Here is a 22,360-nt window from a genome sequence, read left to right on the forward strand (position 1 = left end):
AAGCTTTGTCATGTATTTCATTAAAATATCTTTCATTTGGTCTCTCCTTTCCCTTCAATATTTGTATGGGAAAAGTATGATGTAACTCCACTATATATTATCTTTTTTCATACTATATGGCGGGAATTCCTCCTATTGATCTGTTTTATTTTCTGCATGGAACAAAAAAAGAGAAGTTACCAATAACTTCTCTTTTCGTATATTAGAATACACTCGTTATAATTCCTGTGTATAAGCCGGTTCGTTCACCACATTTTTTGATGTTCTTTTTTGTTGCTGTAGTAAGAAAACAGATACACCAAACAATACGAGCATACTACCTATAATTTGCATTGCGTTTAATTTTTCCCCAAGTAAGAAAAACGCTAGTATAGATGCCCCAACTGGTTCTCCTAAAATACTCATTGAAATCGTTGTTGCATTTACGTAGTTTAATAACCAGTTATTAATGACATGTGACACTGTCGGCACAATCGCAAGTAAAAGAAAAACGGTCCAGTCCCACTTCGTATAACCTGTAAAAGGTACTTGCAGCACTATATTATAAATCCCCATAAAGATCCCTGCGAATGCAAAAACTGTAAAGCTGTAAATCCAGTGTGATACTTTCTTTACTGTTGTTTGCCCGATAAATAAATAACCGACAACTGCTATCACACTTAAAAAGGATAATATATCCCCATAAATCGCTTGTTCACTTAGCCCTAAATCTCCCCAGCCAATACACATTACACCTAGTATCGCAATTCCCATTGTCGCAATAGCTGAGTATGTGGTTCTTTCTTTAAATAAGAAAAAACCTCCAACTAAAGATACGATTGGTTGAAGTGCTAAAATAATCGTCGAACTAGCAACTGTCGTATGCTTTAAAGATTCAAACCATAAAAGAAAATGAAGCGCTAAAAAGAAACCAGATCCAATTAAAAATCCCCAATCTTTTCTTTGAATCCTACTAAACTCTTCCCGCTTTTTCCAAACGATTGGCAGCATAATAAGTACGATAATCCATAATCGATACATACTTAAAATAGAAGATGGTGCTGAGGACATCTTTACAAACACTGCTGCGAATGAAATTGCTATAATAGAAATTGCTAATGGTAGCGCGATTGATTTTTCTTGTTTCAAACTCTGTCTCCCCTCTCACCTGTAAAAAATCCCACTTCATTATATCCGTTTTCTTTCATAACTTAAATACTAATTTTTTAGATTCTTCGTACCATTATGGTAAAATAGAAATTGAGGCACCTATTAGTGACTATTTCTTACCTTTTCACTACAAGCGTCGCTCTTACAATCATAGTAAATTTTTATTTAGGGGGATATACATGAATCAAACAATAGGGAGAATTGAAGAAATTTCATTTTTTAGTACATCACTTCAAGAGGAACTTACACTTCTTGTTTATTTACCAGTAAATTACACACCTCTCCATAAGCATACGGTTGTTATTGCACAAGATGGTAGAGATTATTTTCAGCTTGGTAAAGCGCACCGTGTAATTGAGCGTCTTCGTGAAACTGAAGAAATCGACCGCACAATTATTGTCGGTATTCCATATAAAAATGTACACGATCGTAAGGAAAAATATTTCCCGAAGGATGTAAAGAATGCTGCTTACATTCGTTTCCTTGCTCACGAGCTTGCTCCATATGTTGATGAAAATTATCCAACGTATCAAATGGGTAAAGGACGCGTTTTAATTGGAGATTCTCTTGGCGGTACAGTTTCTTTCATGACTGCACTTATGTATCCGCATACATTCGGTAAAGTCGTTATGCAATCACCATTTGTTGATGAAACAGTCATGAACTTAGCAAAAGACTTCAAAGATCCACAGGCGTTAGAACTTTATCACGTCATTGGGACAGAAGAAACAGCTGTAAAGCGCACAGACGGACAAGTATCTGATTTCGTAGAACCAAATCGCGAGTTAAATAAACTTCTTACAGATAGAAATTTCATCACGCATTATGAAGAGTTTGAAGGGAATCACACTTGGAAGTATTGGCAAGCTGATTTACCGAAAGCTTTCTCTCATATTCTATCAATGAAATAATAGAGAGCAGTATTCAGAATAATTTGATATAATAGATAAAGAGATTTATTTTTCTCAAAATCTAACTAGACTTACAAAGGGAGGAATTGGAACATGAAATTAGGCATTGTAATTTTTCCATCTAAAATGATTCAAGATAAAGCGAACGGATTGCGTAAACGTTATGATCCGCACTACGCATTAGTTCCGCCACATATTACATTGAAAACACCCTTTGAGACGCAAGATGATCAACTAGAATCGATTGTAAACGAGTTACATACAATCGCAAGTAAAACGAACCCTTTCACCCTTCATGTTGGAAAAGTCGGTTCATTCGCACCTGTTAATAATGTCCTTTATTTTAAAGTAGAAAAAACACCTGAACTAACTTTCTTAAATGAAGAAATGCATAATGGTTTCTTTACACAAGAGCGTGAATACTCTTTCGTACCTCATTTAACAATCGGTCAAGACTTATCAGATGCAGAGCATGCTGACGTATTAGGTCGATTACGTATGAAAGATTTCTATTATGAACAACCAATCAATCGTTTCCACCTTCTATACCAATTAGAAAATGGAACGTGGACTGTACATGAAACATTCCACCTTGGAAAGGAGAACAACTAATTTGCACGCACAAATCGTACAAACAGATGAGCAGCTAAGCGATGCATTCTCTGTGCGTAAACAAGTTTTTGTGGAAGAACAACGTGTTTCTTCTGAAGAAGAATATGATGAATTTGAAGATACTTCGGCGCACGTTGTTGTATATGACAATGACATTCCAGTCGGTGCAGGTCGCTTTCGCATTGTTGATGGAGTTGGGAAAATGGAACGCGTTTGTGTACTAGCTTCCCATCGTAAAAAAGGAATTGGCAAAATCATTATGGATGCACTTGAAGCATACGCAAAGGAAGAGTCTTTACCGAAATTGAAACTTCATGCCCAAACACATGCTGAAGTTTTCTATAAAAAGCTAGGGTACGTAACAGCCTCTGATATGTTTATGGAAGCCAATATCCCGCACGTCGTAATGATAAAAGAATTATAAAGTGAAACTTTTATCAGTGGGGGTTTTGTTCATCCCCCACTGATTATCGGCCTTCACCAATCGGGCGTTTACGGGCAGTTGATCTCCCACCTGAATTTTGAGTTTGGAGTTTTACTGCCCGCAAATAGCGGGATAAATTTGTAGCAGGAGGTAACCCCTCCTGTTTTTTACATTGCTATTTTCTTTTTCTTCCGCTAAAGTTAAATGTTGATGCTATAGTTTTGAAGGTGAATATATGACACAAGAAAAATTTTCACAAAAATCGTTAACACATGCTGGCATTCCGCAAGCGACATATCATATTCCGAAAACGTCTACCCATTTAATTATGGAAGAAGATGCAGATGCAGCGTATTTCCGTGCTTTAGAACAGCAAGGTATTTATTTAAATGAAAAACAGTTAGAAGCAGTGCAAACGACAGAAGGACCTGTTCTTACACTAGCTGGCGCTGGAAGTGGTAAAACATCTGTTTTAACAACTCGCGTTGGTTATTTAGTTAATGTAAAACATGTTCATCCGCGAAATATTTTACTGCTTACGTTTACACAAAAAGCAGCTGAAGAAATCCGAAGTCGTGTAGCAAACTTGCCTGGTATGAATCATGCTGCAAGTAGCTATGTTGTTGCTGGTACATTCCACTCTGTCTTTTTAAAATTGCTTCGTAGTCAAGGATATAATCAGCAAATTTTAGCAAATGAAAAACATAAACAAATTATGATAAAGAAAATTTTGAAAGAATTGCGCTTAAAAGACGATTATGATGCTGAAACGATACTCGCTATGATTTCACTTGAGAAAAACAAATTGAATCGTCCGAAAGATGTAAAAGCGAAAACACCGGTTGAACAAGAATTCAAAGAAGTATACGAACGTTTTGAAGAGGTAAAACAACGATACAATTATATCGATTTCGACGACATCTTATTAGAAACGTATTATATGTTAGAAAATAATGCTCCTTTGCTTACTCAATTGCAACAACGTTTTCACTACATTGAAGTAGATGAGTTCCAAGATACATCGTATGCACAATATGAAATTGTAAAATTATTAGCCACGCCAAGAAATAATTTATTTATCGCAGGTGATGACGATCAAGCGATTTACGGCTGGCGAGGAGCAAGTCACCAAATTATTTTATCTTTTCCAAAAGAATTTGATAATACAACGATTATTGCGCTTAATACGAATTATCGATCTAATCCATTTATCGTCGGACTTGGAAATGAAGTTATCAAACTAAATCAAGAACGTTTTGATAAAGAGCTATATTCTGTTCGTGAAGAAGGTGTACAACCTTTTTATGCACGACCAGCTACAACTCTTGATGAAGCAAATCAAATTTTGCAGCTCATTCAAGAGAAGATAGATAGCGGTGAGCGAAACTATAAAGATTTTTGTTTACTGTATCGCACACATTCTGTAAGCCGTTCGTTACTTGATCAGCTTACAATTCATAAAATCCCGTTTATTAAACACGGTGCGAGTCAATCATTTTACGAGCACTCTTTAATTAAGCCTGTATTAGATCATTTACGACTCGTGCTAGAACCGTTTCGCATAGAATCTCTTTCTAACATATTGCCGACGATGTATATCGGCCGTGATGAATGTATTTCATTTATTGAACGGGAGCAATGGAAATATGGTGAAGGGCGTTTCCCTTCTCTTCTTCATTTCTTATTATTAAATCCGAGCTTGAAACCTTTTCAAGTGAAAAAGGTAAATGAGCGTATCGATTTTATTAAATTTATAAAAGAATTAGAACCGAAAAAGGCATTAAAAGAAATTATTCATGGTAAAGGAAAATATTTAGAGTACTTACAAAGTAACGATCGTTCTTCCTTTACTATGCATAAAGACATACAAGAAGAAATGTTAGAAGAATTAATGGAGTCTGCAACTCGTTTCACCGATATTCCTGCTTACTTACAATTTATTGACGAGGCGATTCAAGGTCAAAAAGAAATGGAAGCATTAAAAACAATGCCGCAAAAAGATGCAGTATCACTTATGTCAATTCATAACGCGAAAGGCCTTGAGTTTCCATGCGTCTTTTTACTTGGTGCCAGCGATGGTATATTGCCGCACACTTCTTCTTTAAAAGATGCAAATGACCGTGTGACGGATACTTCTGAAGCATTAGAAGAAGAAAGACGATTACTCTATGTCGCCATTACACGCGCTAAAGAGGAGCTTTATATTTCCTCCCCGCAATTTTTCAGAGGAAAGAAACTAGATATATCTCGTTTTTTATATACTACGCGAAAAGATTTACCTGAAAAGACATCCATTAAATAAGGGTGTCTTTTTTCATATCACGTTATGTACATCCCCTCTATATAAATTCCCTTTTTCTATCCTGAGAATTAACGTAATATCAATCATATCCCGTTCATATTGTAATAGTGTATGTCAGAACTCACGATAAGGAGTGAACATAATGAGCTGCAATTGTAATGAAGATCATCATCACCATGATTGTGATTTCAACTGTGTATCTAATGTCGTTCGTTTTATACATGAACTACAAGAATGTGCAACTACAACATGCGGATCTGGTTGCGAAGTCCCCTTTTTAGGAGCACATAACACTGCATCAGTAGCAAATACACGTCCTTTTATTTTATACACAAAAGATGGAACACCCTTTAAAGCATTTGCACCATTTGGAGGTCTTACTAGTTGTCAATCTCCAATTTTTCGCGTCGAGAGTATAGATGATGATGATTGTGCTGTATTGCGTGTATTAACTGTAGTATTAGGTGATAATTCTCCTGTACCACCTGGTGACGATCCAGTTTGTGCGTTTTTAAATGTTCCAAATTCCAAATTAATATCGACCCCTGCTTGTCTGACAGTTGATTTAAGTTGTTTCTGCGCTATTCAATGCTTACGCGATGTTTCTATATAAAACTAAATACTGATTTAAGCATGGATTGGGTGGTAGAATTATCTGCCACCCAATCCATGCTTAAAAGGTATTATTATGTATTTTTCATAAAATTGGGAACTTGTCTAGAACATAGAACCTGTCCTTTTCATTAACTGAAAGTAGAAACAGATAAAGGAGTGAAAAACATGTTCTCTTCTGATTGCGAATTTACTAAGATTGATTGCGAAGCGAAACCAGCTAGTACATTACCTGCCTTCGGTTTTGCTTTCAACGCTTCTGCACCTCAGTTCGCTTCACTATTTACACCATTACTATTACCTAGCGTAAGTCCAAACCCAAATATTACTGTTCCTGTAATAAATGATACAGTAAGTGTCGGAGATGGTATTCGAATTCTACGAGCTGGTATTTATCAAATTAGTTATACATTAACAATTAGTCTTGATAACGTTCCTACCGCACCAGAAGCTGGTCGTTTCTTCTTATCATTAGGTACGCCGGCTAACATTATTCCTGGATCAGGTACAGCGGTTCGTTCTAACGTTATCGGTACTGGTGAAGTAGACGTATCCAGTGGTGTTATTCTTATTAACTTAAACCCTGGTGACTTGATTCAAATTGTACCAGTTGAATTGATTGGAACTGTAGACATCCGTGCGGCAGCATTAACAGTTGCACAAATTAGCTAGTAAAAAGCGGTATTTCTAATACAGAAATACCGCTTTTTTATATGTATAATAAAAAACACTCACAGTAACATGAGTGTTTCATTCTTCATATTGTTTTATTTTGTTCTTCTTTTTCCCGCAATTACATCCCTTTTTCTTCACAAATCCTTGTTGTTGCAATTGTTCCTGATATGCCTGTTGTTGTGCTTGGTGTTGTTGCTGTATACTATACCACTGCTGCAGGTCATATAAATTTTGCCTTGGATTATTGCTCACAGCAAACATCTCCTCTACTGTCAATTCTGTCTATTCACTATATGAACAACTCCTTATTTCCGTTCCCTGATTCTTTTAAACTCCGCTTTTTCTCGTATTATGAAAATATATTATTCTCCCATAAAATATCCTGTTACGGTTTCAATGATCGCTGCTGCACCTGCAATAGCTAATAATGCAAGTAACGGCTCTGCAACGATAGGAATCCACTTATATAAAACTAATAAAAAAGCACTAACCCATACACCTGTACACCAATAACAGCTTAATAATTCGCCAATCCATTTTCTTAATCCTTTACCTTTTACTTTTGTAAACGTTGATACACTTCCATCAGGCTCTGTAATCTCTAATTCATCAATAAACGGTCTTCGTAAAAAGGCTGTAATTTTATCATAAACAATTAAACGAGTAAGCCTAAAAGCAGCTAATGCGAAAATAAAAAATAAAAGCCAACTTGTAAACAGCATGTTTCCACCTTCCCTTATCTTCTTTCGCCTATTTAAAAAAAAAGGTCTTGAGATTGTGACCAAATCTCCTCGACTCCAATATCTTATTAATGTAAATACAAACAAGAAGATAAGGAGTGACATTAATGAGTTGTAACGAAAATAAACACCATAGCTCTTCACATTGTGTGGTTGACGTTGTAAAATTCATCAATGAACTACAAGATTGTTCTACTACAACGTGTGGATCTGGTTGTGAAATCCCATTTTTAGGAGCACACAATACTGCATCAGTAGCAAATACACGCCCTTTTATTTTATACACAAAAGCTGGAGAACCTTTTGAAGCATTTGCACCATCAGGAAGTCTTAAGAGCTGTAGATCTCCAATTTTACGTGTTGAGAGCGTAGACGATGATAGCTGCGCTGTACTACGTGTATTAACTGTAGTATTAGGTGATGGTTCTTCTGTACCACCTGGTGACGATCCAATTTGTACGTTTTTAAATGTTCCAAATGCGAGATTAAAATCGACATCTACTTGCCTTACTGTTGATTTAAGCTGTTTCTGTGCTATTCAGTGCTTACGCGACGTTTCTATCTAAATAAGTAAACTAAAAAACTATTGGGGTGGTAGAATCCTTCTACCACCTTTACATATTTATAAACCGGCCATATCAATTGATTTTATATCTTCTATAGATAACCTAATATCTCTCATACTATTTGGCGGCATAATTGATACGACCCCCTTTCGATACGATATTATCGATCCGACATATGAGACCGTCACTGTTTTTATTCTGCACCTTACTTTTGGAATATAATGAGGGCGGTTTAATAAAAAGTAAATTTTTTCTTCATTATTCATATCCTTAAATGATTTATTATATGGGACTGTTCTCACTGGCTCTTGCTGTTCTTGCTGCTCTTGTACTTGTTCCGCTTCTTCTATTTTTTCTTCTACTTGCTGCTCTTCTTGTTGTTGTTCTATTACCTCTTCCACAGCACTACTTACAACATTTTCTTTTCTATTACTTTTCTCTTTTTGATCCTCATTTTCAAAGTTTGTTAAGATAATTCTTTTTATTTTCGGTGTAGCAAGTTCTAAATTTACTTGCGTAATATATAACAACGGTTTTCCAACTGTTGAACTTTTATTTTTATTCTTCACACTCGTCCCTCCCACTTCCATACGTAGCTGAATAAATCGTGTACTATTATAGTTATATTCATAACGTGGCAAGAACTTTCGTTAAAAATCGTTCTTTCTGAGAACAATAAAAAGGACAGTCTCAACGTTTAGAGACTGTCCTTTAAAAATTATAATTACTATTATATTTACCCTAGGATATGATACCCTGAATCAACGTGAATATTTTCTCCTGTTACGCCGCGTGCTAAATCACTGAATAAGAACACTGCTGTATCGCCAACTTCTTCTGGAGTTGTTGTGCGACGAAGTGGTGCGCGCTCCTCAATTTCTCTTAAGATTGAGTTAAAGTCGCCTACTCCTTTCGCAGATAACGTACGAATTGGTCCTGCAGAAATAGCGTTAACGCGAATACCATGTTGGCCTAAATCGTTCGCTAAATATTTCACGCTCGCTTCTAATGAAGCTTTCGCAACACCCATAACGTTATAGTTTTTCACAACGCGCTCTCCGCCAAGGTATGTTAACGTTAAAATATTTCCGCCCTCTGTCATCACTTTTTTCGCTTCTCTTGCTACAGCTGTTAAAGAGAATGCACTAATATTTTGTGCAAGTAAAAATCCATCGCGAGAAGTATCTACAAATTCGCCTTTTAAATCGTCACGATTTGCAAAAGCAATACAGTGTGCAACACCGTGAATTGTACCAACTTCTTGCTTAATCGTTTCAAAGCAAGCTGTCAGTTCTTCATCATTCGTTACATCACAAGGTAATACAAGTGATTCTTGTCCTTCTAATGTGTCCGCTAATTCACGAACGTTTCTTTCTAAACGTTCTCCTGCATATGTGAAGATTAATTTTGCACCTGCATTATGCAAAGAGCGAGCAATTCCCCACGCAATACTTCTTTGGTTCGCAACGCCCATAACAACAAATGTTTTCCCTTGTAATAGTTCCATGATATATCCTCCCAGAAATACTTATACTTGTTATTAGTACCTGATACTATAATTATAGTACCATAAAACCGCTTAAAGGCAAACAAAAAAGTCACTAACATAAATTTGTTAATGACTTTTTGTTTCTATAAAAAAACACTCTAATCCTTCTTCCCAAGAAGGCATTTGTGCAAAACCATTTAACCTGAGCATACTATGTTGAAAGATAGAATATTTTGGCCTCGCAGCCGCCGATCCAAATTCTTCAGTTGAAACAGGCAATACATTCACTTTCATATTTGCATACAAAAATATTTTTTGGGCAAATTCAAACCAAGAACAGGAGCCTCTATTTGATACATGATACGTACCGTATAAAGAAGTATGAATGAGCTTATTAATAATCATACTTAAATCCGCCACATACGTAGGAGAACCGATTTGATCCGATACAACCGATACTTCTTCTCTTTCTTTCCCTAATCGAATCATCGTTTTCACAAAATTACTTCCATACTTACCATACAGCCACGATGTACGAACGATAAAATATTTATTATGTAACTCTTTGACAAACTGCTCCCCCGCATACTTAGAAGCTCCGTATATATTTATCGGTGATGGATTATGAAACTCATGATAGCCATCTGGTCTGTCACCTTGAAATACATAATCGGTGCTAATATAAACTAACTTTGCTCCTACTAATTGTGAAGCAACCGCTATATTTCGAGCTCCTATTGCATTAATTAAATAAGCAAGATTCTGTTCTTTCTCAGCATGATCAACCTTCGTATACGCTGCACAATGAATAATTATATGTGGATTTATTTCTTGTATCACTTGCTGAACTCGGGATATATTTGTTACATCTAGTAACTTTTTATCAAATGGATATATGTCATATTCTTCAGGATTTAATTCTTTTTGTAGTTGCTTTCCTAATTGACCATTTGCTCCTGTTATGATAACCCGCTCTTTCATTTACATGCCCCTTACTGTCCTTTTAGTGGTTTCCACCATTCCTTATTCTTTTCATACCAATGCACCGTCTCTTGCAATCCTTGTTCGAACGTATACTTTGGTTCCCAATCAAATTCGTTCTTCATTTTCTCTGCATCAATTGCATAACGACGATCATGCCCTAAACGGTCCGTAACATATTCAATGTCTTTTTTTGTTTTTCCTAAGAGAGTAATAATTTGTTCCACAACTTCTACATTTGTTTTTTCGTTATTTCCACCTATGTTATATACTTCTCCTACACGTCCCTTATGCAAAACAATATCAATCGCACGACAATGATCCGTTACATGTAACCAGTCTCTTATATTTAAGCCATCACCATATAACGGTAGTTTCTTTCCTTCCAGTGCATTCGTAACCATTAATGGAATTAACTTTTCAGGATATTGGTACGGTCCATAATTATTTGAACAACGCGTTACTATAACTGGTAATTGATATGTTTTATAATAAGATAAGGCTATCATGTCGGCGCTCGCCTTACTTGAAGAATACGGACTATTTGGAGCTAACGGGGTTTCCTCGGTAAACTTTCCTGTTTTCCCTAAAGAACCGTATACTTCATCTGTTGATACTTGCACGAACTTAATATGCGGATACTTTTTCACTAATTCTAATAAAGTGACTGTCCCGATTACATTCGTATCGTAAAAGGGAATCGGATTTGCAATACTACGGTCCACATGTGATTCAGCTGCAAAATTAACAATTACTTGCACATCACGCTCTTTAATAACATGCTCCAGCAGCTCTCCATTTTGAATTTTCCCTTTTACAAAAGAGTAATTAGAATGCTCTTGAATAGACTTTACATTATTCAAATTCCCGCTATATGTTAATGCATCGAAATTAATGATTTTATATGTTTCATAGCTTTGCAGCATGTAATGAACAAAATTACTTCCAATAAATCCAGCTCCACCTGTTACTAATATATTCATAAACAACTCTCCTACTTAAAAACTATCTTCATATTCCTGAAGTAATGGTAATATTCGATCCTTATCAGATAAGATAGGATTTGTTACCGGCCATGGAATTGCTAATTCTTTATCCTCCCAAAGTAATCCCGAGTCATGCTGTGCACTATAATACTCATCTACTTTATACATAACAATAGTATTTGGGACAAGCGTACAAAACCCATGCGCAAATCCTTTTGGCACCAATAATTGCCGGTGGTTATCCGCACTTAAAATATACCCTTTCCACTGTTTAAATGTTGGTGATTCTTTTCGTAAGTCTACGATAACATCATAAATTGCCCCTTGCATAACTTGAATGAGTTTCGTTTGTGCTTTCGGATTTTTTTGAAAGTGTAATCCCCGAATCGTTCCCGACCTAACCGAATAAGACACGTTATCCTGTACAAATGAATACGTTATCCCTAATGTTTCTAGCACCTTCTGATTATAACTTTCTGTAAAAAAGCCTCGATCATCTCCAAATAACCTCGGTTCTAACAATTTCGCATCGGTAAAATTTGTTTCTATAACTCTCATATCTTCACCTATTCTCCGTTAAACTGTTTTCCAAAGTTTATATCTCGGGCTAACGTATTCGCCCTTTGAAGAGAAGCATGAGTTCCCGCATCCGTCCACCAGCCGCTCATTTCGTTATAAGTAAGTACCCCCCGTTTTAAATACCAATTATTTATATCTGTAATTTCAAGTTCTCCCCTTGCGGAAGGTTTTAATTCTTTTATATAAGAAAAAACTTTCGAATCATACAAATAAATTCCCGTAACAGCATAGGAACTTTTCGGTTCCGTTGGCTTTTCTTCAATTTCAATTATTTTTTTGTTTTGAATATGCGCTACGCCAAATCGTTCAGGATCTTCTACAGATTGAAGCAGTACTTTTGCACCTTCTTTTTGCTTTGTAAACTCTTCAACATATGGATGAATATCATCTGAAAAAATATTATCTCCTAATATAACTACCATGCGATCGTCCCCAATAAAATCCTCACAAAGCCCTAACGCTTGTGCAATTCCGCCCGCCTTATCTTGCACACGATACGTAAAGGACACACCAAATTCGTGACCACTTCCTAAGAAACTAACAACATCTCCCATATGTTCTTTACCTGTAATAATCATAATATCTGTAATCTTGCATTGTTTCATCTTATATACCGCATGATAAATCATTGGATACCGCCCAACAGGAAGTAAATGTTTATTCGTTACTTTTGTAATTGGATATAATCTCGATCCAGTACCACCTGCTAAAATAATTCCTTTCACACTGCATCTCTCCCTTACGATGGAGATAATATATCTTTATAATGTTCTACAAATACTTTCCGGTACTTCTCATATGTATCCGCATCAAATTCATCTCCGTTGTAATGAATACACCATAGATTTGCTTGATTAGGGATACCAATTAAATAGCCAGCTTTTTGAAACTCTAAAGACTGCGACACATCATAAAAGTGGAATCCTTGAAACAAATCTTCACGCCACGGAATATCATACTGTGTGGCCATTAGTAAACCATCAATCGCCTGAACGGACATAAAAGATTGATTTTCATAAAACTCCTGATTTAAATTTAATAATTGATAATTCCGTCTTCTATACTCAATCACTTTCCCTACTAAATTTTTTCCTTCCCACCATATCCCGTTACTTGGTAAAAATTGAGCCCCAGCTACTCCGATTAAGCCAAGCTTTTCATTGTCCTTAAAAAGAGAAATGAGGTCATAAAACATCTCACGATTAATGAGATAAGTATCTTGATGTATATATACTTTATACTTCGCCGGATATGAAAGTGCTCGGTTGTATGCACTTGCCATACCTTTCGCATCTCGTATCGGAAAAATTTGTACGACATAACCAGGGGGAACAAAAATATTTCTTATTTGTCTCTCGCATTGTTCGAAAAGCTCTTCGTTATTTACACAAACAACGACTAATATTGTATGATCTTTCATTTTGTAGCCCCTTTATTCTTCCTGTTTTACATCTGACATATAGTGCTCCACAAATATTTTTCTATACTTTTCATAATTCGTCATATTAATATCAAAATGATAATGGATACACCAAGCATCACGTTGTACAGGTACTCCCACTGTGTACCCCTTTTCTCGAAATTCAAATGATTGCGACAAATCATAAAAATGAAATCCATCCAAAAGATCATCGCGCCACGTTACATCGTATTGTGTGGCCATTAACAACCCATCAATTACCTCCACAGGAATAAATGTTTTAGATTCATGATAAATTTTCTCTTGTGTCGCCATATAAAATAGGTTATTCATATACCCCATTACTTTACCGACAACGCCTCTCCCTTCGTGCCATAGCCCATTGGGCGGAACATACTGTGCTCCAACCATCCCAATCATTCCCAAATGCTCATGAGAGTTAAACAAATTGAGCATTTCATATAAAAATGCATGATTTACAATAAATACATCTTGGTGTAAATACACTTTATATTTTGCTGGATGTGAAACTGCTTTGTTATAACCACTTGTCATACTGTCTGCTCTTAGAATAGGGAAAAAATCTAATTTGTACGAATCCGGCACTGCCAAATTTAAAATATGATTTACACATTTTGCATACATTTTCTGATCGTTCACACAAGTAACAAATAAAATTGTTTTTTCGTCCGTATTCATACTTATACTTTCTCCACTTCAATGATATATTGAAACACAACCGTTTCAGCCATAAACCCACTTCCGATGTTATATTTTTTACAAACTTCACTTACATCTTCAATAATTGGAATATAACTTTCATGGTCAGCATATACACGATCAACATCCCTAATATTAAAACCTGAATAAAAAAACAAACGCAATATTTCGTTAAATGTAAAAAAGCGGATATGTGTTTTATCCATTAAACCATAGTCTGTATACGTCCAATTTCCAGCAAGTAAAGAAGTTAATATTGAAATGTGAGCAACATTCGGTATACTCGCTAAAATGACACCCCCCTGCTTTAAATATGGTTTTACTTTTTCCACAACTGCCCACGGATCAAATAAATGCTCTAATACATCTCCAAAAATGATACAATCAAATTGTTCTGGTTTATATGGCAACTCCATCGTTTCAATATCACCTTGAAGGACGTGATCAAGCTTTTCACTCGCTTTTTGTGCAGCATGTGGAAAAGCTTCAATCCCTGAGACACGTATGCCCTTTTCTTTTATTTTTACTCCTAAGCCACCTTCAGAACACCCTACATCAAGCACTTCTTTCCAATCATCTTTTATATGTTTTAATAATTTAGAATTTGCACCACCATAATAAAAATCAGACTTTTCTTTATATAAATACGATTTTTCTTTACTCATTGAGTCTCCCTCCTTATCCATCATGAATTTTGTATATAACAAATTACAATACGATTCATAACAGGCATTCCTTCTAAACTATGTTTCTCTTTTTCTTCTGTATTATTTTCTATATTATAAAAAAATTCCTATTCAACTTGATTGTAATGTTTACTGTTAATAGTAAATACACAACCTGCATATATTCACAGTGAGGAAACCCTATATTCATTCATAACTTCCTTGTTTTGTACATTTTTTCACACTATCCATACACTCTTTTGTATAATTGATTGTGAGTTAAAATAATAATCATCATTCACACACAGGTCCTGACTCTCGCATATTATAATGAGTGTTTATAGTATTATAGTTTGTCAAGACGTATTCTATAACCCCAATTTCAAATTCTACCTTTCCCTGTCCATCCCCTTGCGCAATTACGTACTCTCATTCTTTTTGAAACAAACTTCTAAAATATTTACGATTGTATTCAATAGCAGCATCATTGGGCACATATACTGCTGCTAACTCATTATAATAATAAGCCTTTTCATGCTCTCCAATAAGGCTATAGCATATGCACATTTGCAAATACGGAATCCATGTATAACTTGCAGGACTATGGAAAGGCGAATCTGTTGGTACCGGAACTTCCGTTGCTAATTTATACCAAAAAATTGCTTCACTATATCTTTGTAGCTCTCTATATATATTTCCTAAGCGTGTACAAACTTCACCTCTTGGAGTATCATATAGAAAAGATTTTACACACGCTTCAATTGCCTTTTCCCACTCTGCAAGTTGGACGTAACAATCTCCTAATTTTCCACAAGCATAAATGTTATCTTCTTTCCAGCCCTTTCTACCTTTTAAAAACATTTCGTATAAAGGAATGGCTTCACGATACTTTTGGTGATCTGTACATTCATTTGCATAATAGAAAATATCTCTTGGAGTTAATTCTTCTCCGTCTCTCATTGAATTTTGAAAAATTTTAAAATTCCGATCAGTCGACTTCTTTTCTTTTCTATGTGTAATTGCCACATCACTTTTGAAAATCTCTCCGGATACAGCTAAATATTCATGTACTTTGCTAAACCACTGAAATTGTCTTTCTCGTTTCACCAGCCTGTGACGCCTTGAAACGTATAAGGGGGTTCCGTTCGAATCCATAACAAGATGATAAGGCATCGATACCGCATCGATTTTTCCCTCTAGCTTTTGTTTTAATATTTTAAATTCCTCTTGTGCCTCTTCCGTCAAAATATCGTCAGCATCCATCCAAAAAATATACTCTTGCGTAGCCTTAGAAAATGAAAAATTTCTAGCCGCCGCAAAGTCATCAATCCACTGAAATTCATAAATATTGGATGTATAGTCTGCTACAATTTCTTTCGTTCGATCTATCGATCCTGTATCAACAATGATGATTTCATCCACAAATTGATGAACAGATTCTAAACATCTTCCAATCGTGAGTTCTTCATCTCGAACAATCATACATAAACTAATTGTAATCTCCTTTTCTCTCACAGTTATCACCCTCTTCAAACTCAAGCATATGAGGAAGGGCACAAAAACTTTCCAAAAAATTAATAATATTCAAGCTTCATTTAATTCTTTTAAATTATTCATATGTCTGTGTCATTTTCTTCAGCTTTTGCATCTACTATATAATGAAAGCTTTGTGGAGGTGAATTTATGTCCAACGAAAAATTTTCAAATGATTTAAACCCAGAAGAATTTTTATCAGCTAGTGCGCTTGATCCTGATTTTGTAGGTCCAACATTACCACCAATCCCGCCATTTACGCTTCCATCTGGACCCACTGGACCAACCGGACCCACTGGACCGACTGGACCAACTGGATCAACTGGACCAACTGGACCCACTGGACCCACTGGACCCACTGGACCCACTGGACCCACTGGACCCACTGGACCCACTGGACCCACTGGACCAACTGGACTAAGTGGGTTAGGGCTTCCTGCAGGATTATATGCCTTTAACTCTGGTATTGGTATCACCCTCGGTCTTAACGATCCAGTTGAATTTAACACACTAGGCGCACGTTTTGGTACAGCAATTACAAAGCTAACTGATGAGACATTCTTTATTGCAGAAAATGGATTCTATAAAATCACAGTAATTGTATACACTTCAATAATTAACGTGCTCGGCGGTCTCCAAATCCAAGTAAATGGAGCTCCAGTTCCAGGAACTGGCGTAAGCCTTATTGCAGTTGGACCAACGATGGTCGTGCAAGCTATTACACCAATCGTAACACCAGCTATAATTGAAGTTATTTCTACTGGACTTGGATTAACTCTTGCTTTAGGTGTAAATGCGTCCATCATTATTGAAAAAGTAGCATAACCTTTTTAATTGACAGTAAAACTTTGCTAAGCTTTACTGTCTTTTTTTATAGTTTTTTCATTCATAAGTTCAACTTTTCCACATACTCTTACTATTGTATATAATTTTTCAGGAGGGACTCTTATGCAAAATGAAACAGCTATTCAGTTGTATCTTGAATTGTTAAAGAAAACAATTTTATTTGAAATTTGGGAAGAATATGAACGTTATTTACCTGGAACATTGCATATATCTCAAAATTTACCTTATGAACCAATTACTTTTCCTGTTGCACCTGAAATTAAAGCTTATGTAGAAGCTTTAAATTTAGATATAGTTAAAAAGAATTTTTCAAAAGTGGATAGAACATTAGGAGAAGATTGGCCAAAAGCAGCTCATAGTATGATTGGACGTCTTCGTATCAATCAATTACATAATGCTATGGAGACAATAATAAAAGAAAATATTGATGGAGATTTTATTGAAACAGGAGTATGGAGAGGTGGAGCATGTATTTTTATGCGGGGATTTTTAAAAGCTTACGAATTAACAAATCGTAAAGTATGGGTTGCTGATTCTTTTGAAGGTCTTCCTAAACCAGATATAGAAAATTATCCTCAAGATAAAGATGATACATTGTATCAATATGATTATTTAAGAGTTCCATTAGAAGAAGTACAAAAGAATTTCAAAAAATACGATTTATTAGATTCTCAAGTGCAGTTTTTAAAAGGATGGTTTAAAGATACTCTACCTAGTGCACCTATCGGAAAAATCGCACTTGCTAGATTAGATGGAGATATGTATGAATCTACAATGGATAGTTTAACAAATTTATATGATAAAGTTTCTCCAGGTGGATTTATTATTATTGATGATTTTGCTCTGCCTACATGTAAAGCAGCTATATTTGATTTTAGAGAACAAAATAGCATTAAAGCACCTCTTATTCCTATTGACAATTTAAGTGTATATTGGCGTAAAGAATAAACATGCTGTTTTCCTTTATATGAATATAAACTCACATTCATCAGTAGATTATTGCGAGAAATACCAATCGAACTTTTCAAGATATTTCACCCTCTACCATTTTCTATTAAAAGGAACAGCAATATATATTGCTGAACTACTCAGTAGTTTTTGTTATCACAGCCAGTCAGCAAATTCATCAAAAATTGTTAGAAGGAACAGAAGATTTTACTCATCTCATTACTTACTTCACGAAAGTACGTTTTTTTACAAAAACGTGAAGATTACCCCACTGGAATAGGTTGTACCTTGCCTTAGATTACCGGATCACTTCAATACTATAAAGCGAATTCAGACTTAGCACAAGACGCACAACCTTCTCTATTTGATTGTCTTCAATCCAATCAAAATGAATTACAGCTTTATACTTCTCAGTAGCAAGGTTGAAGAAATTTCAATCTTGCTTTTTGCCTAGCAAAATTCTTTCCAGTTTGTTCTCTGACATACCCTATAAAGTGCTGACTGTTACAGGCTAGCTATCTTCTACCTAACTTCTTTACTTTCACTGAATTTTGAGTTAGAAGTATTACTGTCCGCCAGTAGCGAAATAATAAACGAAACAGCTTAAAATTCATTAATATGATGATAATGTCTTATTTTTATTACACGAAGAGAATAGAAAGGACTACGTACGGTGAAAGACGAAAATTCTCAATATCAAATAGATTACATATTGATACTGATTTTACTTACAATCGGGACTGTTAGTTGTTTTGCTATTGCAAGCGCACAGACATCTTTACCACCGATTTTTAAAAATGTAAATTTTGTACTGAAGCAAATTCAATGGTATATCATTGGAACGATAGCAATCATCTCCATTCTGATTATTGACTTTGATCGTTATAAAAAAATCGCATGGTATTTATATGTATTTGCAATGTTACTTCTCATTGGACTGGAACTCAAAATCCCAGGAGCTGTAACGATTAAAGGTGCCACCGCTTGGTACCACTTACCAGGCATAGGTAACTTCCAGCCTTCTGAAATTATGAAATTATTTTTAATTATCGTCATTGGACGAATTATAGCAAATCACAATGAGAAATATTTTTTCAGAACAATACAGGGCGATTTTTTATTACTCGGAAAGATATTCGCAGCAAGTTTGCCACCACTACTCCTTATTGCAAAGGAACCGGATTTAGGGAATACGATGGTAATTTCAGCTATGCTCGCAGCAATGATACTAGTTTCAGGTATACGATGGCGTTTTATTTTCGGATTAGTCTCCGGCATTGTCACAGCAGGTTCTACATTAATATATATATTTTTTTCTCATACAGAGTTCTTTAAAGCCAACATTTTAAAAGAATATCAATTAAATCGCTTCTACGGCTGGTTAGCACCATACAAATATGATGCGCAAGGCTATCAACTAAGACAAGCATTCTTAGCTGCTGGATCAGGGGAAATGCAAGGAAAGGGTTGGGAAAATGGACAAGTATATTTTCCAGAACCACATACAGATTTTATTTTCACTAATGTCGCTGAACAATTTGGTTTTTTAGGTGCAAGTGTCATTATTTCACTTTTTTTCTTACTCATTTTCCGAATGATTCATATCGCTTTAGAAAGTAATGATCCTTTCGGTAGTTATATTTGCGCTGGTACAATCGGAATGTTTACTTTTCAAGTATTTCAAAATATCGGGATGACCATCGGATTACTCCCTATTACAGGGATTACATTGCCCCTTATGAGCTACGGAGGAAGTTCCTTACTCACATACATGATTGCGATTGGGTTTATTTTAAACGTTCGCTCAAGAACAAAAATCTTTATGTTTAAATGAATCACAAAAACGGTATATTTTTATCTCTATCCCTTTTTAGATATACTAATGAAAAAATATGATGGAGGTTTAAATATGAAATATGACATTATAGGAGATATTCATGGGTGCTTCCAAGAGTTTCAAAATTTAACGACGAAACTTGGATACAACTGGAATAGTGGCCTACCGATTCACCCTGACCAACGTCAGCTTGCATTCGTTGGTGATATTACAGATCGCGGTCCTCACTCATTACGTATGATTGAAATTGTATGGGAACTTGTCATAAATACAAAAGAAGCTTATTACGCTCCTGGAAATCACTGCAATAAACTATACCGATTTTTCCTTGGGCGTAATGTAACAATCGCTCACGGACTCGAAACAACTGTCGCTGAATATGAAGCACTATCTTCTCATAAGCAAAACATTATAAAAGAAAAGTTCATCACCCTTTATGAGCAATCCCCTTTATATCACATACTAGATGAAAAAAGAGTAATCGTATGTCACGCTGGGATTCGGCAAGATTACATAGGAAGACAAGATAAAAAAGTACAAACCTTTGTATTATATGGCGATATTACAGGAGAAAAGCATCCTGACGGCTCACCTGTCCGTCGCGACTGGGCGCAAGAATATAACGAGAAAACTTGGATTATATATGGACATACTCCAGTAAAAGAACCTCGCTTCGTAAATCAGACAGTCAATATTGATACTGGGGCTGTATTTGGCGGCAATTTAACCGGATTACGTTATCCTGAAATGGAGATTGTTTCCGTCCCGTCTTCCCTGCCTTTTGTCCCTGAGAAATTTCGCCCAATTTCATAACTACCCTTATTTAAGTACAATTCATAAATTACGAGGGATTACCGTATTATTTAGGCGGACCTCATATAAAAATTGGGTAAAGTAATTAAAAAAAGATGCAATAAAGTGCATCTTTTTTTAATTACACGGCATATACTGTCGCAGGAGGTGACAGTATGAAGAAAAAATCTTCTAAACAAAAAAGAAACTTCTTTCCTTTATATCAGCCCCTATACGGAATTAACAACTGGTGCAGTATTCGAGCTGCAGCTATAGAAGAACTGGAAGAACAAGAGTCATCAAAAAAAAGTAAAACAAAACCAAAATATGTCTCTTTAGAAAATGCTGTAATGAGCCGCATAATTGATCGTAAAAAAACAAAGATGCAGCAAAAAAACAAACCTCTCTCTACTCATGATGAACAGACACCACATTCTGAGCAAACAGAGGAAAATCCGGAAGAAAATATACCTGTAGCAATAAATAAAAAAGAGGAACCAGAAATTCCAGCTACTATTATAAATCAAGTAAAAAAAATAAAAGAAGCATTAGCCCCATCAAATGATACACCCGCTGGAAAACCGATCATAATTCAGGCCCCTATTCCTGAAAATCCGAAAGTAACAAAAGGGGGCCGACATGCATCTGCAGAAGGGCTTCACTCTAATGCTGAGGGCATTGTTTCACATGCAGAAGGGCTTCTTACACACGCAAAAGGTTCTTACTCTCATGCAGAAGGATCAAAAACAAAAGCAACTGGACATAGTTCGCATAGTGAAGGAAGTGAAACGACAGCAGGCGGCTCTTATTCTCATGCGGAAGGAAAACATACAATTGCTTTAGGCGAAGCAGCACATGCAGAAGGAACCGCAACTATCGCTAACGGATTCTCTTCTCATGCGGAAGGTATGCATACATCAACAGATCATTTTGCAGGCAGCCATATTATGGGGCGCTTCGGCACGGCAGAAGAATCTTATTCTTGGTTTATTGCAAATGGTACAAATGACACCGACCATAATATCGGTGCAAAATGGCTTGCTCACAACGGAGAAATGTATATCGATGGTGCTTCTTACAATGCAAGTGGAACGGATTTTGCACAAATGTTTGAGACAGCAGATCATAGTTCTATTGATGTCGGTCATTTCGTTACATTTAGTAGCGAAGAAAAAATTCGAAAAGCTACTTCAAATGATTTATTCATATTAGGAATATCTAGTGCTACTCCTGCTCTCATAGGAAATAGCGGTGCTTTAAGTTGGCAAAAACGCTATAAAACAGATAGCTTTGGAAAACGTCAATATGCGCGTACGGACACGCAAGACACACAACCTCTTTTGAATACAGAATGGGATCCAGCTTGTAAATATATATCAAGAAGAGACCGCACTGAGTGGCTTCCTGTCGGATTAATTGGACAAATGTTAGTACGTGATGACGGTACTTGTGAAACACACGGATACTGTCTTCCAAATGATGACGGCATTGCTACAAAAGCTGAAAGTGGCTTTTTCGTTATTAAACGTACTGGTGAAAATCAAATTTTAATATTATTCCGCTAAAAAAAAGG

General features: G+C 35.8%; 25 protein-coding genes. 12 read left to right on the plus strand and 13 right to left on the minus strand.

Annotated features, from left to right (window positions below; all coding sequences use genetic code 11):
* Positions 1–216: 216 nt before the first annotated feature.
* Entirely contained in the window at positions 217–1,128 is a 912-nt protein-coding gene (locus tag JDS80_RS09210; RefSeq protein WP_199638135.1) for a DMT family transporter, read from the minus strand.
* Between the two features lie 200 nt (positions 1,129–1,328).
* On the opposite strand from JDS80_RS09210, the gene JDS80_RS09215 reads away from it, so the two are divergent.
* The 6 genes from JDS80_RS09215 to exsF all read left to right on the plus strand — a co-directional run bounded on the left by JDS80_RS09215 (position 1,329) and on the right by exsF (position 6,682).
* Complete coding sequence (locus tag JDS80_RS09215) at positions 1,329–2,060, plus strand: alpha/beta hydrolase (RefSeq protein ID WP_199638137.1); 732 nt, start codon at positions 1,329–1,331, stop codon at positions 2,058–2,060.
* Positions 2,061–2,153: 93 nt separating this feature from the next.
* A complete protein-coding gene (locus JDS80_RS09220; RefSeq protein WP_199638139.1) occupies positions 2,154–2,672 on the plus strand; it encodes a YjcG family protein in 519 nt (172 codons plus the stop codon).
* A 1-nt stretch (position 2,673) separates the two neighbouring features.
* Complete coding sequence (locus tag JDS80_RS09225; RefSeq protein WP_199638141.1) at positions 2,674–3,096, plus strand: GNAT family N-acetyltransferase; 423 nt, start codon at positions 2,674–2,676, stop codon at positions 3,094–3,096.
* Between the two features lie 235 nt (positions 3,097–3,331).
* On the plus strand, positions 3,332–5,398 hold the full coding sequence (locus tag JDS80_RS09230) for an ATP-dependent helicase (protein ID WP_199638143.1): 2,067 nt from the start codon (positions 3,332–3,334) through the stop codon (positions 5,396–5,398).
* Positions 5,399–5,540: 142 nt separating this feature from the next.
* On the plus strand, positions 5,541–6,011 hold the full coding sequence (locus tag JDS80_RS09235; RefSeq protein WP_199638145.1) for a CotY/CotZ family spore coat protein: 471 nt from the start codon (positions 5,541–5,543) through the stop codon (positions 6,009–6,011).
* A gap of 167 nt (positions 6,012–6,178) precedes the next feature.
* Entirely contained in the window at positions 6,179–6,682 is a 504-nt protein-coding gene (gene exsF, locus JDS80_RS09240; protein ID WP_016082446.1) for an exosporium protein ExsF, read from the plus strand.
* A gap of 78 nt (positions 6,683–6,760) precedes the next feature.
* On the opposite strand, the gene JDS80_RS09245 is transcribed toward exsF, so the two are convergent.
* Together JDS80_RS09245 and JDS80_RS09250 are read right to left on the minus strand one after the other, a co-directional pair.
* Positions 6,761–6,946: a cytochrome C oxidase subunit III gene (locus tag JDS80_RS09245; RefSeq protein ID WP_199638288.1), complete on the minus strand. Its 186-nt coding sequence runs from the start codon at positions 6,944–6,946 to the stop codon at positions 6,761–6,763.
* A 101-nt stretch (positions 6,947–7,047) separates the two neighbouring features.
* Positions 7,048–7,407: a DUF1360 domain-containing protein gene (locus JDS80_RS09250; protein ID WP_071744666.1), complete on the minus strand. Its 360-nt coding sequence runs from the start codon at positions 7,405–7,407 to the stop codon at positions 7,048–7,050.
* Between the two features lie 125 nt (positions 7,408–7,532).
* Here JDS80_RS09250 and exsY point away from each other — a divergent pair, with 125 nt between their 5' ends.
* Positions 7,533–7,991, plus strand: a complete 459-nt coding sequence (gene exsY, locus JDS80_RS09255; RefSeq protein WP_071744665.1) for an exosporium assembly protein ExsY — start codon at positions 7,533–7,535, stop codon at positions 7,989–7,991.
* 56 nt (positions 7,992–8,047) lie between these two features.
* On the opposite strand, the gene JDS80_RS09260 is transcribed toward exsY, so the two are convergent.
* From JDS80_RS09260 to JDS80_RS09305, 10 genes are all read right to left on the minus strand, one after another.
* On the minus strand, positions 8,048–8,581 hold the full coding sequence (locus tag JDS80_RS09260) for a CotO family spore coat protein (protein WP_199638290.1): 534 nt from the start codon (positions 8,579–8,581) through the stop codon (positions 8,048–8,050).
* A gap of 146 nt (positions 8,582–8,727) precedes the next feature.
* Positions 8,728–9,498, minus strand: coding sequence for an enoyl-ACP reductase FabI (gene fabI / locus JDS80_RS09265; protein WP_000421885.1), 771 nt, complete (start codon positions 9,496–9,498; stop codon positions 8,728–8,730).
* Between the two features lie 108 nt (positions 9,499–9,606).
* Entirely contained in the window at positions 9,607–10,461 is an 855-nt protein-coding gene (gene rfbD / locus JDS80_RS09270; protein ID WP_199638147.1) for a dTDP-4-dehydrorhamnose reductase, read from the minus strand.
* A gap of 11 nt (positions 10,462–10,472) precedes the next feature.
* Complete coding sequence (gene rfbB / locus JDS80_RS09275) at positions 10,473–11,444, minus strand: dTDP-glucose 4,6-dehydratase (protein ID WP_199638149.1); 972 nt, start codon at positions 11,442–11,444, stop codon at positions 10,473–10,475.
* A gap of 15 nt (positions 11,445–11,459) precedes the next feature.
* Positions 11,460–12,005, minus strand: coding sequence for a dTDP-4-dehydrorhamnose 3,5-epimerase (gene rfbC, locus JDS80_RS09280; protein WP_199638151.1), 546 nt, complete (start codon positions 12,003–12,005; stop codon positions 11,460–11,462).
* Between the two features lie 8 nt (positions 12,006–12,013).
* Positions 12,014–12,751, minus strand: coding sequence for a sugar phosphate nucleotidyltransferase (locus JDS80_RS09285; protein ID WP_199638153.1), 738 nt, complete (start codon positions 12,749–12,751; stop codon positions 12,014–12,016).
* Between the two features lie 14 nt (positions 12,752–12,765).
* On the minus strand, positions 12,766–13,446 hold the full coding sequence (locus JDS80_RS09290) for a glycosyltransferase family protein (RefSeq protein WP_199638155.1): 681 nt from the start codon (positions 13,444–13,446) through the stop codon (positions 12,766–12,768).
* A 12-nt stretch (positions 13,447–13,458) separates the two neighbouring features.
* Complete coding sequence (locus JDS80_RS09295) at positions 13,459–14,145, minus strand: glycosyltransferase family protein (protein WP_199638157.1); 687 nt, start codon at positions 14,143–14,145, stop codon at positions 13,459–13,461.
* 2 nt (positions 14,146–14,147) lie between these two features.
* Positions 14,148–14,831 (minus strand): class I SAM-dependent methyltransferase, encoded by a 684-nt coding sequence (locus JDS80_RS09300; RefSeq protein ID WP_199638159.1) that lies wholly within the window; start codon positions 14,829–14,831, stop codon positions 14,148–14,150.
* Between the two features lie 429 nt (positions 14,832–15,260).
* Positions 15,261–16,313 carry a glycosyltransferase gene (locus JDS80_RS09305; RefSeq protein ID WP_199638292.1) on the minus strand — a complete coding sequence of 351 codons (1,053 nt, stop codon included), beginning with the start codon at positions 16,311–16,313 and terminating at the stop codon, positions 15,261–15,263.
* A gap of 201 nt (positions 16,314–16,514) precedes the next feature.
* Between JDS80_RS09305 and JDS80_RS09310 the strand changes: the two genes are divergently transcribed.
* The 5 genes from JDS80_RS09310 (at position 16,515) to JDS80_RS09330 (ending at position 22,352) form a co-directional block, all read left to right on the plus strand.
* The gene (locus JDS80_RS09310) at positions 16,515–17,189 is read left to right on the plus strand and encodes a BclA C-terminal domain-containing protein (protein WP_199638161.1); all 675 of its coding nucleotides are present in this window, start codon (positions 16,515–16,517) and stop codon (positions 17,187–17,189) included.
* 123 nt (positions 17,190–17,312) lie between these two features.
* Positions 17,313–18,158 carry a TylF/MycF family methyltransferase gene (locus JDS80_RS09315; protein ID WP_199638162.1) on the plus strand — a complete coding sequence of 282 codons (846 nt, stop codon included), beginning with the start codon at positions 17,313–17,315 and terminating at the stop codon, positions 18,156–18,158.
* Between the two features lie 673 nt (positions 18,159–18,831).
* Entirely contained in the window at positions 18,832–19,992 is a 1,161-nt protein-coding gene (locus JDS80_RS09320) for an FtsW/RodA/SpoVE family cell cycle protein (RefSeq protein ID WP_199638164.1), read from the plus strand.
* A 75-nt stretch (positions 19,993–20,067) separates the two neighbouring features.
* Positions 20,068–20,808 (plus strand): bis(5'-nucleosyl)-tetraphosphatase PrpE, encoded by a 741-nt coding sequence (gene prpE, locus JDS80_RS09325; protein ID WP_199638166.1) that lies wholly within the window; start codon positions 20,068–20,070, stop codon positions 20,806–20,808.
* A 155-nt stretch (positions 20,809–20,963) separates the two neighbouring features.
* Entirely contained in the window at positions 20,964–22,352 is a 1,389-nt protein-coding gene (locus tag JDS80_RS09330) for a peptidase G2 autoproteolytic cleavage domain-containing protein (protein WP_199638168.1), read from the plus strand.
* Positions 22,353–22,360: the final 8 nt, after the last annotated feature.

This window comes from Bacillus cereus group sp. N8 (assembly GCF_016483685.1).
Lineage (GTDB): Bacteria > Bacillota > Bacilli > Bacillales > Bacillaceae_G > Bacillus_A > Bacillus_A proteolyticus.